Origin of the sequence: Hyphococcus flavus, assembly GCF_028748065.1 — a bacterium.
In the GTDB taxonomy this organism is placed as follows: domain Bacteria; phylum Pseudomonadota; class Alphaproteobacteria; order Caulobacterales; family Parvularculaceae; genus Hyphococcus; species Hyphococcus flavus.
Genome location: NZ_CP118166.1, coordinates 945,336 through 965,095, shown reverse-complemented (window position 1 = coordinate 965,095; position 19,760 = coordinate 945,336). Strand labels below are relative to the sequence as shown.

The window sequence follows — 19,760 nt, the reverse complement described above, 5'->3', positions numbered from 1 at the left end:
CGGCGGTGAATTGATGGCAGTTGAGGCATCCGGATCAAAAGAATCCGCAGCGGCGTTCCGTGGTAAGGGGTGGCGCTGTTATCTTTGCGGCTGCGCCGATGCGGAACGCGTAGCGCGAAATGTCGATTTTGGATTGGATATCTATACCTGTCTAGGCTGCGGTCTTACCCAGACCGATTACGTCGACGAAGACGATTTAGACGAATATTACCAAAGCATTTACAGCGCCGCGCAAGGGCGAGCGACAAGCGAGACGTACTCTGACTTTTCACTGAGGCGAGGAAAAGCGCAGAGGCGGTTTATCGAAACGGTTACAGGCAGGTCTGAATTTCCCTCTGTGCTTGACTTTGGCGCAGGCGCCGGCGGCGGTGTTGCGGCTTTTTCAGAGGATTCTAAAAAAGTTGTCGCATGGGACCCGGATCCTTTAATGCGAGGCGTCCTCGAAAAGCTTGATGGTATTGAGGTCATCGCGAATGATGTTTTGACATCTGGTGAGTTTGATGGCGCGTTTGATTTAATTATCCTCTCACATGTTTTTGAGCATCTTTCCGACCCACGGGTCACGCTCGCAAAGCTGGCGGCGCTTTTGAAAGAAGGCGGCGTTCTCTTTATCGAAGTTCCGTATGAGTCGCCGCAGGTTGTACGTGACATCGCTTTACATCTTAAAACCGGGACGGGGCATGTTTTCCACTTCAACCGTGTAACCCTGAAACGAATGGTTGAAGCTGACGGGCTTTTTAAGAGTGAGGCGGTTACCCAGTGTGGTTCTCCGGCTTCGGACTTTCTCGACAAGGGAGAAGCGCTGGACCCGGACGCTGGCGACAACCCTGACGGAATATGGCTGCGAGGCGTATTTATAAAGCAAAAGTCCGCACCGGTTTCTTCTAGGGATCTAGATGACGATGCCGGGCGAAGACGTTTTTCAGCGCTTGTCAATATGTCGCTGGAATCTGCTTCGCTGCGATCTGTGCTTCGCAAGGTGTACGGGAGTTTTCTAAACGTGATTGAGAGACCATCAGCGTATCCGGGCGTGCGCGAGGCGATTGACGATGAGGGTGCGGCATCGGCACCCCTCAAAGGGCTGGTCGAAGAAGCGCTTCAGTCTTTCAACCGCACGCGTCAGGAAAATGTACGTTTACGTGAGCGGGTTGCAAAGTTTGAAGCAGCGGCCAAGTCATACCAACTTGCAAATGAGCGGCTCTCGAAGGATTTGCGGCAACAGTTCAATGCGGAAAAGCGCGGACTTGTTGAAGATCACGCAAACATGCTCTCGACTCAACAGAGCAAACAAAATGCTTTGAAGAGGAAGGTTTTCCAACTTGAAGAACGCCTCAGAAGGACCGTCAAAGAACGTGATCTCTATCGTAACTCAACGTCGTACCGCATAGGGCGTTTTTTGCTGTCGCCAATAAGTCTCCTGCGCTCAAAGCCTTCGCAAGAACCTGTAGAAGTGGAGGGTCCTGCATCGCCGCCGCCTAACGCACCAAACAAAACAGCGGATATTCCGGATATCCTTGTTGTTTGTCATGATACGTCCATGTCAACCGGCGCGCCGCGACCGGCGCGTGGGTACTTTGATGAGATGAAATCGCGTGGCGCCCCCATGCGCCTTTTGGCGTTGCCGCGATGGGACAATACTGAAACCGCTGAAAAGCCTTTGCCGCCTGCTAATAAAGTCATTATTAATTCCATCGCTTCGTTACGTTGGCGCGCCGTTCGCAATCATCTGGAAACCGGATCCGACAACACCTGGGTCTATCTTCATGAGACCGGCTGGGCGATGGAAAAATTCCGCGAAGTTTGTCCGGAAGGTTTTGCGACCCTGAAGAAAATAGCGCCTACGGCTATGTTTCTTGCGGTATCGGATGCGCAAAAAGAGTTTTTTGAAAATGAATACGGCGCACGCAACGTTACGGTGATCCGGAACGTTACCCAGAACGCCAACCTTGACCCTGCTAATGTTCGAACCCTCACGTTAGAAGACCCGGAACCGTTGGTCATTATGGTCGGCACCATACAGGCGCGAAAAGGCGTGGAATTATTTTCGCAAGTTGCTGACCTTGCTAGCCAAAAAGGAAAGCCGTGGCGGTTTCGCTGGATCGGGCACGCAACTGGCGATACGCTTTATCAATCCGAAAATGTTGATTGGGCCGGCGTTTTGAAAGGCGATGCGCTGGCTGGGGCTTACAAAGAAGCTTCCTTGTTTTTCTTGTCGTCTATTGACGATCCGTTCCCTCTCGCATCACTTGAAGCCATGAGCTATGGCGTCAACGTGGTTTGCTACCGAGATGTCGGTACGGCGGAAGTAATCGGCGAACTGACCGGATCGATGGTTTTCAGCGATTATGATCCGGGAACAGCGTTCAACGCGATCGAAGCGGCGTTGTGCGCTGAATCGGACGGCGAAAAAATATTCGAAACCGTGAAGCCGCTCGTGGACCCGGTTCATTTTGCAGACGTCGTCAATCGCGCGATCGGCTATTCGCAATAAATGTATGCGCACTCATTGTTTCAGAATCTGACGGCGCAGCCGTTTAAATCTCTGACTGTAGCTCGCGCGCGCGGCGGCGTCCTCGATCATTGCGGCGCTCGCCATCATTGAGCCAAGGCCAAACCGTCCGGTTTCCATATCCTTACGGATATATTTATTGCGTAAATTAGCCGTCATTTGAACGTGACGAAAATTCTGATCCGTAACGCTGTTCGCATTTTGCGATCCAGCTTCGCGGATGTGATATCGGGCCAGTTCTTCGCGGATGACCACAAAGTCTCCAAGCATCAGCATGCGCAAATTGAAATCCCAGTCTCCGAGCACATCGAGGCTCTCTTCGAAACCGCCTGCCGCCTCGTAAGCTGTACGTTTGAACAGAAAAGCAATTGGCGGAAAACGGTTACGCATGGATAGACCGGCAAGGTCGATTGCATCCGGACAATATTCTGAACGCCGACGGGAGGTCTCGACTATGTCTTCGCCTTCGACGCGTTCGCTGCATTCAGTCGACCAGGAAACAGCGCCTATGTAGTTTTCGTTTTTAAGCGCTTCAAACGTGCTGCTTAAAAAACGAGGATCCCAAGTGTCATCGTCATCGTGAATTGTAATGAACGGCGCGTTACCGGCCCGGGCGCCTTTATTGCCAGCGGCCTCCATGCCATTTGATTCAGTAAAACTGAGAAGCTCGACATCAAGACCGGCTGATTTGGCTTGCGCTACGATGTCTTCCACGGGTTTCGGATCGCCGCCGTCATTGACGATAATCCAGTGAAAGTCGCGAAAGTTTTGTTTCTGTAAATCGGCAAGGCAGCGCTTCATAAACAACGGGCGGTTTTTGGTGCGCGTGACGATATCGACTTGCGCCATGTTCTAGTCCTTTCCGGCGGCAAGCGCGTCAAGTATCAGTTCGCAAACCTCGCGCACGGCGCCGCGTCCGCCGGGTTTTGACAAGACGCCATTCGCGGCCGCGCGAAAAGCCGGATTTGCATCCGAAGGCGCGAAAACGCAGCCTGTAAGACCGATCACCGGCAAATCGTTTAGGTCGTTGCCCACATAGACAATGGTTTTTAGCGGCACGGCGTTCTTTTCAGCCCAGCCGCGAATAACTTCATCTTTTTTATCGACGCCCTGAATGCATTCAATTTTCAGCTTTTCGCAACGCTTGCTCACAACAAGGTTTTTTTCTTTGGATATGACGCCAATTTTCACGGGAGTAGCGCGCAAGCGTTCTATGCCTAAACCGTCACCGCGATTAGCGCGGACCATTTCACGCCCTTGATCATCTACATACACGCTGTCGTCAGTCATGACGCCGTCGAAGTCGAATAGAACAGCGTCAATCGCCTTTGGCAGCATCTCGGATAGCTTAGCCTTACTCGTGAAATTCACCGCAAGGCGACAAAGCTCAAGCTCAAGCGGCGTGTCGATCTCCATCAGATTGACGTCGTCAGTAATAAATCCCACAGTTTTACCAAAGAAGCGGTGTTTCGTTTCTTTAAAACCATCTACGCGCATCGCATAAACGGCGCCCGTTTCCGCGTATTGGGGTTCGCGATCCTGACGGCGTGGGCGGTGGTGTTTATCGTGACCGAAAGCTTCGACTTCGCCTGTGGCGTTGTTTTCAAGCCAGAGAAAAGCGTGCGCTGGTGCGACGGTGAGGGCGCTGTCAGCTTTTTCGTTAATGAGCTTGTTGATGACGCCGTCGATATCGGCGCCCGTGGTAAACGGAGACGTACATTGAAGAAAAACCAGAATATCTGGTGATGGCGTATTTTTTTCGATCTCTTCGAGCGCATGTAACAGCGCGGCTTCCGAACTGGCGGTGTCGCCGGCTAGTGATGCTGGTCTGTCAATTACTTCTGCTCCAGCGGTTCTGGCTTCCGCAGCGATCGCCGGGTCATCCGTACTCACATAAATGTCACTCAGACGAGTTGCGCCTTTGGCGGAGTTAATCGTTCTGCCAAGAAGCGTATCGCCGGTAATGAGTTGGAGATTCTTGCCGGGAATGCCTTTTGAGCCGCCGCGAGCTGGTATGATTGCGATGACTTTCATAAAATTGGGTTGGCTCTAAGTTATCCTCGAAGGGCGAGCAGATTATGGCCAGCTTCATTAAGCTTTGCAACGAAAGCGGCGGCTAGGCCATGGACGGCCAAAAGTTTTCGGGCTTTCCGTAGTGGGTTAAAAATTTTCGGATATTGTCACGCAGGATTGAGCGTACGAATTCCTCAGACTCTTGAGCGAGTTCGGGGATTGGGACTCTGTTCTTGCTGATCACGTTCACTTTGTTGTTTTGAATCTCTTGCGCGCTGTTAGAGGGGACGTTTAGAAATTCGAACATGCTGCTAAGTTCGCGCTGGTAGTCCGACTTGTAGTCCTCATAAAAGCAAATATGGATGTTGTCTTCACAGAATTTCTCACGAAAAGGCGCGATTTGTAGTTCATAGTCAGAACGGTGAATGCAAAGTTCCAAAGCCATATCGCTATGTATCCAGACATTGAAAGGTTCGGTTTCAGGATAATCGCTTTTCCGATGTCTGTATTGCGATACGATACGCTCAAGCGGGTCACGTACAATGTAAATCAGCGGTATTTTACCCAGCTTTTTGATGATTTCATCCGGAACATGACGAATTCGCGGAAGCATCGTATATGCGACCGTGGCTTCGCCGCGGCGCTTCGCCGAACCAGCCTCGCGGAAATGGCCCATGTAGCGCGCCCAATTGGCGTCGCGCTGCTCTTCAGTTAAGTTAAAAAGTCTGTCGAAATAATGAAGTTCTTTTTCTTCAGGTATGAAGATATCGGGATGCTGATTAAGTTGAGCTGCTATGGCTGATGTACCGCATTTTGCAGCGCCAATAATCATAAAGTTCGGCGCCAACTCACATGGCGGCGTGTTCGTCTCATCGTTCATAAACAGGGGAAATCCTTCGTAAGATTATTTCAATTGAACGGCGCTCTTCTTGCCGATGAAAAACACGCTCCAATTCTCTCTCCAGCCGCCTAGCTCGTCGACTTCGACATGGTCGCGACCGTCGGGCCAGAAGCCTCGTATGTCTTTTCGCCGTTGAGTGTCATCGAAATCGGCCTCGATACATTCCAGATCTTCAAATAAATATTGGAGGCATTCGTGGGAAAAGCGCCAGTAATCGATAGGCACAGGGTGGTAACGCCAACTCCAGACCGTCGAAATAAAGGCAACGCCTCCCGGTTTTAACAGGTCGACGACATTTCGTGCGGCGATCCATGGCGTTTTGAGATGCTCAAAGACATCCGTAGCACAAATAAAGTCAAAACTGCCGGCTTCCAGGCCGGTTTCGTCAGCCGTCTTCGCGCAAATATCGCCGATAACAGTTTGTGGAACGTCCGAAGGCGATATGTCGAGGTTCACATAGTCAAATTTTCGTCTTTGCAGAATTGATATCGCACTTTTCTCTGAACTATGCGCGCCAATTTCCAACGCTCTGCCAGGCGTTGCCAAAGATATGGCTTGTTTGAATTTCTTTTGGACAGGCTGGCGCATGCTTAAACGTTTTCATTTCTTACTGTAGCAGGGGCGCTCGCATCCACATCGTCCCCGTTTGATCCTTTGATTGCACTCCATTGGTGCGCTGGCGTGTAGACGCCGTCGTTTCGCTGTGAAGATACTACAGAAAAATGATCCATGACGCCTCTATGAAGCGCCTCGCCGTTATCAACAATCGCTACTGTCGACAGGTACTTGCCTGGATTCAAGGATAGTTGCGGTAGGGTCAATGCAATTTCATGTTCAAGAGAGTTGTGATTAAAAAGTTGTTCTGGCGACATGTCTGTCGCTAAAGCAGAAATTTTCAATCCGTCCATCGACCAGATAACAATACCAACGACTAAGCGCCGTGGTTTTTTCTTAAGTTTGAAGCGAATTCTGCATTCTGCAGGCGCCCAAGTGTCAAACAATCCCTCGACTGATCCATCCGCATTGCGCCATTTATATGAGACATCAAAGATACGCGCGTCGTTGTGAAAAACTTCACCATAAAAGTTTATTTTGGATTCTTTTGCGTTAGCCAGGCCTCCGGCGCCTTTATTGGCAAGCTCATAATAAACATCGATGGCTTTTTGCGGCGCTCCATGGAAAAGGATCTTGCCCCGATCCAACACAATAACGCGGTCACAGATTTGCCGGACATCGTTCATCGAGTGCGTAACGAAAACAACGCCTGCTTTTTCAAGCATCTGATTTATCATGCCGCGGCATTTTTGTTTGAATGCGTAGTCTCCGACAGAAAGAATTTCGTCCAATAAGAGAATATCCGGCCGCATATGCACGGCAATAGAAAAGCCTAGCCGCAGGCGCATGCCAGAACTGTAGGTTTTAAGCGGCGCTGACAGAAAATCTCCTAACTCGGTAAATTCAGCGATTTCGGGATATAACGCCTCCATCTCGGCTGGCGTTTTTCCCATCAAAGCGCCTTTTACGAAAATATTGCGCTTGCCAGTGAGGTTCGGCCGCATGCCGGCGCCGAGTTCCAGTAATGCGCCGGTTTCGCCATATGTGCGGACTTCGCCGGCGTCTGGCAACATCAGGCCGGCGAGCACGCGCAGCAAAGTGGATTTGCCAGCGCCGTTAAAGCCAATCACGCCCAAAACCTCACCGCGCCGAACCTTAAAGGAGATATCCTGCAACGCCCAAAACTCGCTGGCGCCTGATTTACGGGCGGGCGGGTTTTTGTTCAGCAAAGCGTTTTTAAGCTGAGATGCAAGAATTTTTCGCGCGCCGTCTTCGGAGCGAGAGAATTTTTTAAATACGCCGTCTACGCTTAGAACTACTGTTGCATTATCGTCGCTCACTATAAAGCGCTCCTGATGCGGGCTTCGCTGCGGTAAAGAAATACGGCGGCAAACAAAAAGACCAGCAAGGTGCATGCGCTCGTAATCAGGAACAGAGTAATATTCTCCATATGTCCTTTTACAATTAAGTTTCTAATTTCGATCACGAACGTATTGAATGGATTGAACAGCAAAATTGTCGCAATCACGCCTTCCTTTGGTAGCGGAAAGATAACGGAGCTAAAGAAAAATCCGTAGCGTATGATGATGCCAACAGTGTTGGCGACGTCACGGGCGATGATGTTCAGTATGCCTAAAATGATGCCCGCGCTTAAGGCGCCAAGGAAAACGGGGAGCAAAGCAATTGGCAAGAGAAGAACGCCCCAACCCGGTGTGACGCCCAAAGTCACCATCACGCAGGCGATGAACACCAGGCGCACGAGTACATCCCAGACAAGTTGCGCAAAGCGTGACAGAACAATCGTGATGATACTGATATTGGTTTTGGAAAGCATGCCGCTTTCGCCGCGCATGGCCCCCATCGTATCCTGGATAGGTCCAGTCGCCATACCATAGACCGTTACGCCTATACAGATGAACAAGACGAACGGAATGTCTTCAGACCGGGAAACGACGCGCATTTGCGCAAGCAGCACGTAAACGCCGATCTGAACGAGCGGTAGGATGACCATCCAAACCTGACCGAGAATCGTGCCTGCGTAGTTGTTCTGGAAATTGCGTTTGAACGATTCCCATATGCGCCAGCGATTATCAATAACGTCGCGAACGAGCGCTTTCACAGCCGTAATCGGCCCTGTGTTGAAGCGGTAAGCTGGCGAATAGATAGCCGTGGGCTCAGATTCCGGTTCGTTGGCGGCTGTATCGTTCATATAAAAACCAGCCTCGGCCAAAGGGCCGGAGCATTCAAGTGTTGGTGATGTTGCTGTCGCCCGCCCATATAAAGCGGCTGTTTTTGCAATGCAATCGGGAACGACTACTCGCGTGCCGGGTGTTGTTGTGCCGGTCCGGCGTCCGTTAAATGGCTGGCGATTAGTGATGCGCCGCCGGCGTCATAGGCGATGAGATCAATGAGCGGGAGGCCGGTGGCGTTGGCTTCGAATTCACCCGTTTTTCTTAGCCTCAATACGCGTTCAAGCGCGGGAATTGAGGCGACATTTTTTAGTAACGGAGATTTGGTTAAGGGCATGCGGTCAAAACTGCTCGACAGGTCAACAAAAATCACCGGAATGCCAAGCGTAAGGCAGTCAAGAAATGAAGTCGACGTGCAGGTGACAGCTACATCGTATGTGTCAAGCACGCTTTCGGCTATCGGTGATCGATCCAGCATCTCGCCTCTGCCAGCGAGTGTGCTTACGATGTCGCTTACGCAGTCTTCGGTTTGCGCCGGGTGCAGCTTCACGTCGGTATGGAAATTTCCCAGCGCGTCGATCACTGGCAGGTATTCGTCGCTCCATCCACTCTTGTGCATCCGCTGATAGCGTAAAAAGCACTGGTCAAAGAAGATGACGCGCATGTCGCCTTGGTTGCGTAACGGGCGCACCGCATCTGGAGGCGCAGGGCGCTCTAGCGCGGGGCCGCTGACTATAAAGCTTTCCGGCGGAATGCCGAATTGTTTTTCCAGCCTTGCCGCGATCGATCTTCCGTACACGAAAATACGATCAGGCCGGGTGTGTGCGAAGAAATGAGATAAATAAAGCTTCTTGTAGGCAAAAGGACGAATACGAGTAGATGGTTGTCGCGGTCCATTCCGGTCAACCGCTTTTGCCACTGGCCAGAGCGCGCGCATTGGCGCAGGAACGCGCCTCATGTCGAAATCCAGAAAACCGTCCTGTATCAGATCGTACGCAGCGCCAGCGCGCCGGGCCCCGGTTACCACGGCCTGCGAAAAAAAATGCTGGTCCTGAAACATGACGAGCCGTCGCATGCCGCCACGGAAGAATGACTCGGTTGCATCACAGACATGACGCCAACGTGCTTTCGGGGTTAGCGATGGTTCGCCAGCCTCAAGGATTTCGAGCTTTAACGCCGTTTGCGCTGCCGCTTCGTGCTGCCCTACATCATCGGTCCAGTTCCCGATTAGGATAGAAAACTTTTCAGGCGTACCGCTTACTGACGCTACGCGCGCCGCAATACGCGTTTGCAGCGGCGTTTCGCAATAAGCGATGATGTGATCTGACATCAGGAAATTCCAGCCGTTATTACGCTATAACAACGCGCAATACTCTTTTCATGTTGCGCCGCCCGTAGGAACGCTAGTTCCATAGGCACTAAAGGTTTTGCTTGTTCAATTCGCCGGCGCCTTGGTTTCGGTTTTCTGCGGCACGATGCGAAAAACCTTGGAACCCTTGAGGCCGGACCAGAACGATAGCTTTGCATAACGTTCGAACAATTCCGGCGGCAAAATTGATTTGCGCGGGCGCGGCTCGACTTTCTCATGAACTTTATGGAGGCCCTTGACGCCGAGTTGCGTGTCGAATTCCGGCGCGTCGTAGTCCACATGGGCGAAGTCATGCTCGTAAGGTTCTTCATCGAGGAACTTATAGATAAGTCCGATAACTTCATCCGGGCGGGCGCTGAAAATATCATAATCGACAATCACGATACGGTCGGCGAACTCGCTCCAGACGGCTTCTTGCAATGCATGCCAGGCAAATCCCACAAGCCTGTTCGGTCCGGCGAGCGCTTCAAGTCGCGTGTAAACTGTTGAACGCTCCGCAGGCGTATTAAACAGTCGCGTGTTTTCAAACATATTGCCGCGATATTGGCGTTCCAGGCTATCCATCACCCAGGCGACATTGCGTACGGTGCAGATCAATTTCGCTTCTGGAAAGAGTTTCATCAGTGCCGGTAGCTGCGCCGTCCACGCCCGGTTCGTGTCGAAAATCACGTCTTCTTTTCGGTCGCGATAATAGGTGTCGAACAGCCCGCGGATAATGGCGGCGCGCTGTTCCTCATTAACCATGGAGGATAGTTCCGTGCCGGCGGAAACCTGGGCGATGACGCCTTCCATCAGGCTCGCAACCGGACTCGACATCCCGGCGTGAAATCTTGGATTTTGCCGCAAAAGCGCACCCATCAATGTTGATCCAGAACGCGGCAGGCCAGAGATGAAGTGGAACTTCTTTTCCTGTGTTGTTTTTGCTCGTTTGGCCAAGGTTGATCCCCGTGGTTAATGCGTAGGCGCATAATATGCGCCTTTAGTCTAATGCATTGGTTTACGTATCAATTTTGCGTGCACTTTTGCAGCGCACCGCAACAATCGCAAGAGCTGCCACGCCGCATTCTCTTCGGCGTCGTAATTGCATTGCGGAATCCCGTTATTGCGTTAATGTTCTCTTAATACTGGGGAATATGAGGCGTGGACGACGAGTTCGCGCGGGGTGGGGCGCCTGAATGGCTGTCCTGATGAAGAGGGAGAGGCGCCATGGCGACGCTGACCGTAACGACGCTTGACGATGAAGCGTTCAATTCAGGCAATCTCACAGACGAAACCAATGACGGGAATGGGCTTTCCCTTCGTGAGGCGTTGGCGCTCGCGCATAGCGGCGACACGATTGAGTTTGATGGATCGCTGGCGGGCGGAATTTCTTATCTTCAGCATGGCCAACTCGTCATCAGCAACACGGTAACGATCGACGGCGATGTGAATGGTGATAACATTGCTGATATAACGATCAGCGGAGATAGAAACGGCGATGACGCGACCGCATTGGATGCTAACGGAAACACGATCACCAATGCCGGAACGAATACAAATTATTCTGACAACACTCGAGTAATTTTGATCGATAGCGTCGGATCGGACGTTACGCTAGATGGGCTTGTCATTACCGGTGGATTCGCGAGCAGCATCGCCGGCGGCGGCGTCCTTGTAAACGATGGATCGACCGCCAGAATTTATAATTCTGCGATTTCCGGTAATGTGACAACGCTGATAGGCGGAGGCGTAATTGTCGGCGAGGCAAGCCTCTACGTTGCAGATACGCTATTTTTCCAAAATACGTCCAGCATGAGCGGCGGCGCCATCTTCAGTGGTCCCAATTCGACGACCGTTATCGAAAATGGGAGTTTTTACAATAACACGGGAACCACATCTGGTGGCGCTGTCAGGGTGGAAAGCGAAGCGACCATCTCCGACTCTGTATTTGATGGTAATATTTCAGTCAGTGGAGGTGCGATTTCATTAGGCACGGGTGGCGATCTTGCACTCATAGAGTCAACCGTTGCCGGCAATACCGCAACCTTCGGTTCAGGCGGCGGTATTTATAGCGATAATGGAACACTGCTTGTTGTGGGGGCGACGATCTCCGGAAATACGGCTGGTATGCATGGCGGCGGTGTTTTTAACAACTACGGTGCAAGCGCCAGCTTTATCAACACTACAATCGTTGGCAATGAGGCCGGCGTTCAAGGCGGTGGACTGTTTGTCGGGTCGGCATCTAACGTTGTAACCGTAACCCATTCGACGGTTACCGGAAATTACGCCGGCAATGATGGCGGTGGTATCGTGAACAACGACAACGCGGCGGCCCTTACCATCACGGACTCCATCGTTAGCGGCAATGCGGCTGGAGAGAATGGGTTTGATTTATCCACTGCTTCCGGACAGACGCTGACGGGCAATAACATTTTAGGCACGGACATCTGGAACGGCGGTTCCACTGTGGGAACAACAACGCTGCAAGATGTTTTTGATTTAGTTATTGCAAATCCGGAAACCGGAGTCTTATCCGGTCAGCTTGCAGACAATGGCGGTGGGGTTCAGACTGTTGCGCTAAATGGCAACGCTCTCAATCCCGCGATTGACGGCGCCAGCGGATTGCTACCCGCCGATACGCTTGATCTCGATAATGACGCCAACACCACAGAAGATCTGCCGGTTGACGCGCGCGGCGTCGGGTTCAGCCGTTCTTCAAATGCAGGTCCTGATATTGGCGCGCTCGAAGCGCAGCCGTCAGAGATTGTATTTACCGTCACAACACTCGACGACGAAACCTTCGACGGTGGCGATCTTGCGGCTGAAACAGCCGACGGGAACGGGCTTTCCTTGCGCGAGGCGCTGGCGCTGGCCGCTGACGGCAACAGTTTTGAGTTCGATGCATCACTTGCTGGCGGGACAATATCCCTAACCGAAGGCGCGCTAACGCTAACGCAAGGCGCTCATATTGACGGCGACACAGACGGCGACGGCGCGGCGGACATTACTCTCGATGCGCTCGGTATTGGCCGCGTTATTCATTTCACCAGCGGCGGAACATCTTCCCTGCACGCGCTTAACATCGAGGGCGGCAATTCCGGCGTCGATGGCGGCGGCGTAACGGTCGACGCGGGCGCAGGCATCGTGCTGGCCATCACCAACAGTTCCATCACGGGCAACAGTGCGGCGGCTGGCGGCGGCATCTGGAACGGCGGTGATCTGACCGTTGTCAATTCGACCCTTAGCGCAAACTCTTCAAACGGAACTGGGGGCGGCCTGTTCAATCTCGGCTATGCTACACTGGTAAATACAAGCTTCGGGAATAATTTCGCCCTCAACTATGGCGGCGCCATCCACAATCCGGGTACGCTGTCTCTCTATCACGGCACCATCGCGGGCAACCAGGCGTTATTCAGCGCCGGCGGAGGCGTTTACAGCAGCGGGTCACTGAGCGTTTCCAATTCCATTTTCGTTAACAACTCGCATAATACCGGCCAAACAGGAACGCCGGGCGCTGACTTGCTGAACGAAGGCGGCAGCGTAAATTACAGCGGCGTCAACATCTTTACACAGAGCAATTCCGCCGGTGAGTACAGCATAACGGGCGTCGATCATCTTGACGTGCTGGATACAGGCTATCTCGGCGATAATGGCGGTGTCGTTCAGACATTCGCGCTGAAGCCCTCTGACTTTAACCCAGCGCTAGAGGCGGGCAATGGAGCGCTCCCAGCCGATGTCACCGACATGGATAATGACGGCGACACGGCCGAAGACATTCCGTTCGATGCTCGCGGTGCGGGTTTCGACCGTGACGTTGATATTGACGGCGTCCCATTGACACCTGATGTCGGTGCCTACGAAATCCAGCTTGACCAGGTTGAGGCGGGCTCGCTGATCGTCACCACGCTCGACGATGTTGTCGATTCCCTTGACGGTGAAACATCGCTGCGCGAGGCAATCGCTTTTGCAGAAAACGGCGACACGATCACGTTTGATGCGTCTATTTCAGGCGGGACGATCAACCTCTCCGGAGGTTCGCTTGTGTTGTCGGGCAACATCACCGTTGATGGAGATATAGATAACGACAGCGCAGCTGACATTACCATTTCGGGCGACGCAGAGGGCGATGATGCAACTACGACGGATGCGTGGGGCAATACCATCTCTGACATTCAGATTGACCCGTTTGATGCTGACAATGTGCAGGTATTTCTTGTCTCGCCCGGCGCCGAAATCACTCTTGAAGGATTAGTCATTACAGGCGGTTTTGCCTCGGGTGACGACGGCGCCGGCATAAGTGTCGGAACTGGAGGTTCTCTTGCACTTTATAATTCATCCGTATCTGGCAACGTAACGTCTTCGTCCGGCGGTGAAGGAGGCAAAGGCGGCGGGATTTATGCCGACAATGCAACCGTGATCGTCAGCAATTCTCTAATTCAAAGTAATCAGACGAATTATACGGGCGGCGGGTTTGATGCGCGAAACACCAGCGACGTCACGATTACTAATTCGCTAATACTAGGTAATGTTGGTGGTACTGGCGGTGGCGCCAATGTAGGTGATGGCGCTCTGAACATTTCGGGTACGACGATCGCCAGCAACATCAGCAGCTCTAACGCAGCCGGCCTTAACATAGGCGGCGGCGTTGTAAGTGTCGTTAACTCAACATTTTACGACAATTACACTCTGGGCAATGGCGGCGGGGTATATACTAACGCAACAAGCGCGACTTTTGCGAATGTAACATTTTCCGGCAATACGGGTGAGCATGGAGGTGCGATTTGGACTTCCGGTGATGTCAGCCTTTTGCAGACTACAATTACGGGGAATTCCGCCGACTATGGCGGCGCATTATTCATGACCACTACCATCGAGGCGGATATTTCGAACTCAATTCTGGCGGGCAACGAGGTATTTTCTGGAAGAGATATAATAGGCTTCGCCATCGGTTCGCAAACCGTTTCGTTTTATGGCGGGAACATATTGGGTTCAACGTTGTCGGGTATCGAGACAGTCAACTCTAGCGGCGCCGAGATTTATCTCGGCTCTGGAAATTCTTATACCTTGGATGATGTATTCCGCGATGTCGGCGCCAATCCGGATACTGGCATAAATTCAGGACTGCTCGCTGACAATGGCGGCAATGTGCAGACGGTCGCGCTCAATACATCCGGTATTGCGGTCGATGCAGGTGACGCCGGTTATTTGCCCGCACCCGGTTTGCCGGGCGACCCGGACGTACAGGATGCACGTGGTGTTGCGCGGGTATCAGGCGGCGACATCGATCTTGGCGCGGTGGAAATGCCCCAGACGTTTGTGGTCGACACACTTCTTGACGGCGGGGACGATGATTTCGGCGGCGGGACGCTTGCGGAGGAAGAAGCGGACGGCGGCGGGCTTTCTTTACGCGAAGCGCTTGCCCTGGCGCAGGATGGCGACACTGTCACTTTTGACAACGCGCTTTCCGGCGGCACGATCACGCTCGCCGGAACGCAATTGACGATTTCGAACAGCATTACCCTCGACGGCGACCTGAACGATGACGGCAATGAAGACATCACTATTGATGGTAATGCGGGAAGCCGCGTTCTGCGTGTGGCTAGCGGCGATGAATCAAACCCGAACGACGTCACTATCGACGGGTTGGTGATTACGGGCGGCCTTGTTGGAGGCTCCGACGGAGCGGGCGTTCGCATTGAAACCGACGCCACAGTTACTATTCAGAACAGCACCATATCAGGCAACACCATTTCGTCGGAAGGCGGCGGCGGCGGCATATCCGTCGGCAGTATTTCCACGCTCAACCTGATAGATTCAACTGTATCCAATAACTCGGCTGCGCTGTATGGCGGCGGCATTATGACGATCGCGACCTCGGCGACGATCTATATCTCAAATTCCGAGATTACGAATAATGAAGCCAACAATGGCGGCGGTGTTTATTCGCGCGGCACGACGACAATTACCGAAGGCTCTTTCATCTATATGAATGAAGCAAATACGGGCGGCGGCGTCATGAGCGGCGGCAACCTTACCGTAAATGCAAGTTCTGCAATTGCGTCCAATACATCAACAGGCTTTGCTGGCGGCGGTGTCTTTGTGGAAGGTAGCGCGGTCTTTGACGGTGCATTTATTGTTGGTAATAACGCCAACAGTGGCGGCGGCATCTTCAACCAGAGCGGCGACCTGACGATACTTAATACTTTGATCAGTCAAAATTACGCAGGCGGTTATGGGGGTGGGCTTTATTCCAACCAAAACAGCGACAACACAATTATTAATTCGACTTTTGCAGATAATACGACTGACAGCGGCGCTGGCGGACTATTCGCCTACAATGCGACCGGGCTGGATGTTGCAAACTCTACGTTCAGCGGCAATGAGGGATCCGGTGACGGCGGCGCTGCGAGAATTGCAGGGACAACGAACGCCACGTTTACGAATGCTACCTTCTACGACAATCAGGCGAGCGGTGAAGGCGGCGCCATCAATGTCGAAGATCTGGCGACCCTGAATCTCTACAACAGCACGTTCACGGGCAACACGACTAACGGCAGCGGCGCAGGTGGAGCGGTCAATGCAGAGGGCCTTGCGACCGTCAATATCGGCAACTCTATTGTGGCCGGCAATACTGGGTCCGAAGGTCGTAACACTGTCTATGCGGGTGATGCGTCCACCATCAACAGTCTCGGCGGCAATGTTTTCGATCAGTCCGGGGTCGCCAGCGAAGGAGACGTTTTCGAAGCTGACCTTGAGCAGATTTTCGACGAACTTGTAGATTTCGGCGAGGGCCGCATTGCAGGAGAGTTGAGTGATAATGGCGGGCCGGTTGATACGGTTGCGATTAATGCCGCCGGTGTTGCGGCTGATGCGGGCGATAACGACAATCTGCCTACTGATGAATTCGATCTCGATAACGACTCCCTGACAGGCGAAGATTTACCCATTGATGCGCGCGGTGAAGACCGTGTTCAGAATGGAACAACAGACTCCGGTGCGTTTGAGGCGGCGCCGGTGCAGACGCTTGTGGTGACAACCGCTAATGACGCGGGCGCCGCTGGTGACGGGTATGATGGCGGCGACCTTGCCGCGGAGATGGCGGATGGCGACGGTCTTTCCTTGATTGAAGCTCTATCGCTTGCGCAAAGTGGCGATACGATCGAGTTTGATGCAGGGCTTTCCGGCGCAACGATTCGGACCGGTGCGGAGTTCGGATCGTTACCGGCTGCCGATCAGGACAACTTCACTATTGACGGCGATATCGATAATGATGGGTCTGCTGACATAACCATAGAGCTTCATGACTCAACTACGGCGCTATATTTGGGTGGCGGCAGTGGCGAGGACGCGCAAGATGTTATTATTGATGGCGTCAACTTCTATAGCGCGTCTGGAAACGGCCAGGGGATAAGCACTGGCGCCGATACGAATTTGACTATTTCAAATTCGACGTTCGAAAATTTCGGTGACTCAGCTATCCAGCTAAGCGGCGGCAGCGTTGCTTCTATCTCGGACATGCAATTCCTTGGTAATGGCGCCGAGTTTGGCGGCGCGATAAACGCTGGGTATTATTCTGACGTTTCCATCGTGAATTCCTATTTTTATGGAAACAGCGCGAACGACGGCGGCGCCATATATGGCGGTGAGGGTACGAGTATTGCTATTGACGGCAGTTCCTTCGTAAACAACACGACGACCGGCAGTGGCGGCGCAATTCATACAGGTGCGAGCGGTGCGACGGTTAGCGTCGCCAATTCAACATTCACGGGAAATGTCAGTTCGCTTGACGGCGGCGCAATCTTTCAGGAAGGCGCTGAGGGTTCCTCGATAACCAACTCGACCTTTACCGGAAACTCGTCGGAGGGCGGCCGGGGCGGCGCGGTCTATTTAGAAGGCACGGACGGCCAAATCGCTGAATCATCATTTGTTCAAAACAACGCAGCCGGCGACGGCGGCGCGCTAGCGCTGAACAATAACAATGTCGATATCGCCAACACCTTATTCGCAGGCAACCATGCCAGCGATACCGGCGGCGGGATCGATCTGGCGGGTGCGGGCGTCAGAACGATTACCAATTCTACTTTCTACGGAAATGATGCATTTGAGGGCGGTGGCGGCTTATCTCAGCGCGGTGGGCAGCTGTTCGTCTATAACAGCACTTTCACAGGTAATTATGCAGAAGATCCGGGCGGCGCATGGAGGCTGTATGGGGCATCGTCATACGGTTACGCGGCGAATACAATTTTTTCTGGTAACGATAGCGACGATGCAGATGACGATGTGCACACAGGCGGCGGAAGTTCGTTTTACTCATCTGGAGGCAACATCTTTGGCCAGTCAGGGTTGGCGGGCGCCTATGACATTTATACGACTGATGTCGCATCGGTATTTAATGAGACGATCTCGAATTTCTACACGGGCATAACGAGCGGACGTCTACGCGATAATGGCGGGCCCCTGCTGACGGCGATGATTAATTTTGCTGGCCCGGCTTGGGGCGGTGGTGAAATAGGATTGATGCCGTCGGACTTGCTTGATCTCGATGGAGATATGGATGCAGGCGAGCCGTTGCCAGTTGACGGACGCGGCGCGGGACGGATTGCGAATACGGATCTAGATATCGGCGCCGTAGAGCTGGCGCTGATCGCTGGCGGGGCTGGCAATGACAGCCTTGTTGGAACAGACTTCGCTGAGCGCCTCGACGGCCTTGACGGTAATGACACCATGATTGGCGGCGACAGCCGCGACACGATTGTGGGCGGTCTCGGCGATGACGCTGCTAATGGCGGGGCTGGCGACGACAGTCTCGACGGCGGCGCAGATAATGACTCGCTGGTTGGCTCGACGGGCGACGATACGGTCAACGGCGGCGACGGTCTTGATACGATTTTCGGCGGGTCGGGGAACGATATGCTTTCCGGCGGAGCCGGCGTCGACTTCCTGTCTGGCGGGGTCAACAACGATGTCCTCGACGGCGGTGACGGCGATGACGAGCTTGCCGGCGGCGGCAACAATGACTCCATTTTCGGTGGCCTTGGAAACGATACAATCTTCGGCGCGAAAGGTTCTGACACGCTAGATGGCGGCAGTGATGACGACATCGTCTCCGGCGCGGCGGACAACGACGTCATCAATGGTGGTGACGGCGACGATCAATTGTTCGGTGGCGGCCAGAACGACTCTCTGTCCGGGGACGCCGGCGAAGACACTCTCTTTGGCGACGCCGGTGCTGACACGCTCGTGGGCGGCGCTGACAATGACAGCCTCGAAGGCGGAACAGGCATCGACTTGCTGGACGGTGGGATTGGAAACGATACGCTGCTCGGTGGCGATGACGGCGACGTACTGAACGGCAATGACGGCGATGATGCGATCAACGGCGAGGACGGCAACGACGCACTCAACGGCGGCGCTGACAACGACTCGCTGGTCGGTGCGGCAGGCGACGATACAATCGATGGCGGAACTGGCCTCGATACGATCTTCGGCGGCTCCGGAAATGACGAGCTTGCGGGCGGCGATGATTCCGACTTCCTGTCAGGCGGCGTAAACAACGATATTCTCGATGGCGGCGCCGGCGCCGACGAATTAGCCGGCGGCGGCAACAACGACTCTGTTTCCGGCGGCGCGGGCAACGATACGATCTTCGGGGCGAAGGGCGTCGATACGCTGAATGGCGGCGATGACGACGATATCGTCTCCGGTGCGGCGGACAATGACTTTGTCGATGGCGGGCTCGGTAATGACACGCTGTTCGGTGGTGGCCAGAACGACCTGGTCACTGGCGGCGGCGGCGACGATACGTTTCTGTTCAATCTTGGTAATGACATTGATGTGATCACCGACTTTACGGCGGGTATGGGCACGGAAGACGTTATTCAGCTGAACAATTTCGGTACGGACTTCGACACCTTCGCCGAAGTGATGGCGGCGGCGACAGATGACGGAACTGACACGACTATCGACTTCGGCAATGGCGATCTCATCATTCTTCAGAATGTTCTCGTCACAGATCTCCACGAAGACGATTTCGTATTTGGTTAGGCTGGTGAAGTTGGTTTGATCCTGGCCGCCCTATGAAATGAACCTGGGTTGGCAGTCGATCCTAATTCGGTGGTTAGCCTTTTCCGGCCGAGCCGCGTCGCTTTTCGATCAGGGCGTTGGCGTTCGCCAACGCCGAAATCATACGTCAGGAGCAATCTAATCTGAAATTTTACGCTTACCTGTAGGTTAGCGCCTGACGGC

General features: G+C 53.3%; 10 protein-coding genes. 2 read left to right on the top strand and 8 right to left on the bottom strand.

All coding sequences use genetic code 11. The features are described 5' to 3' along the window. The first annotated feature begins 13 nt into the window (after positions 1-13). Complete coding sequence (locus PUV54_RS04655) at positions 14-2,491, top strand: methyltransferase domain-containing protein (RefSeq protein WP_274494408.1); 2,478 nt, start codon at positions 14-16, stop codon at positions 2,489-2,491. Positions 2,492-2,503: 12 nt separating this feature from the next. Here the strand turns inward: PUV54_RS04655 and PUV54_RS04650 are convergent, their stop codons facing one another. From PUV54_RS04650 to PUV54_RS04615, 8 genes are all read right to left on the bottom strand, one after another. Further along, a complete protein-coding gene (locus PUV54_RS04650; protein WP_274494407.1) occupies positions 2,504-3,358 on the bottom strand; it encodes a glycosyltransferase family A protein in 855 nt (284 codons plus the stop codon). A 3-nt stretch (positions 3,359-3,361) separates the two neighbouring features. Then, positions 3,362-4,543 carry an acylneuraminate cytidylyltransferase gene (locus PUV54_RS04645; RefSeq protein ID WP_274494406.1) on the bottom strand — a complete coding sequence of 394 codons (1,182 nt, stop codon included), beginning with the start codon at positions 4,541-4,543 and terminating at the stop codon, positions 3,362-3,364. Between the two features lie 82 nt (positions 4,544-4,625). Then, positions 4,626-5,354 carry a sulfotransferase domain-containing protein gene (locus PUV54_RS04640; RefSeq protein ID WP_274494405.1) on the bottom strand — a complete coding sequence of 243 codons (729 nt, stop codon included), beginning with the start codon at positions 5,352-5,354 and terminating at the stop codon, positions 4,626-4,628. A gap of 72 nt (positions 5,355-5,426) precedes the next feature. Further along, positions 5,427-6,011: a class I SAM-dependent methyltransferase gene (locus PUV54_RS04635; RefSeq protein WP_274494404.1), complete on the bottom strand. Its 585-nt coding sequence runs from the start codon at positions 6,009-6,011 to the stop codon at positions 5,427-5,429. Positions 6,012-6,013: 2 nt separating this feature from the next. Next, positions 6,014-7,318, bottom strand: a complete 1,305-nt coding sequence (locus PUV54_RS04630) for an ABC transporter ATP-binding protein (protein ID WP_274494403.1) — start codon at positions 7,316-7,318, stop codon at positions 6,014-6,016. Continuing rightward, entirely contained in the window at positions 7,318-8,187 is an 870-nt protein-coding gene (locus PUV54_RS04625; RefSeq protein WP_274494402.1) for an ABC transporter permease, read from the bottom strand. Before PUV54_RS04625 ends, PUV54_RS04630 begins: the two co-directional genes overlap by 1 nt. Before the next feature lie 104 nt (positions 8,188-8,291). Then, positions 8,292-9,497: a hypothetical protein gene (locus tag PUV54_RS04620; protein WP_274494401.1), complete on the bottom strand. Its 1,206-nt coding sequence runs from the start codon at positions 9,495-9,497 to the stop codon at positions 8,292-8,294. Between the two features lie 105 nt (positions 9,498-9,602). Continuing rightward, positions 9,603-10,472 (bottom strand): sulfotransferase family protein, encoded by an 870-nt coding sequence (locus tag PUV54_RS04615; RefSeq protein ID WP_274494400.1) that lies wholly within the window; start codon positions 10,470-10,472, stop codon positions 9,603-9,605. A gap of 270 nt (positions 10,473-10,742) precedes the next feature. Here PUV54_RS04615 and PUV54_RS04610 point away from each other — a divergent pair, with 270 nt between their 5' ends. After that, on the top strand, positions 10,743-19,559 hold the full coding sequence (locus PUV54_RS04610; protein WP_274494399.1) for a right-handed parallel beta-helix repeat-containing protein: 8,817 nt from the start codon (positions 10,743-10,745) through the stop codon (positions 19,557-19,559). Positions 19,560-19,760: the final 201 nt, after the last annotated feature.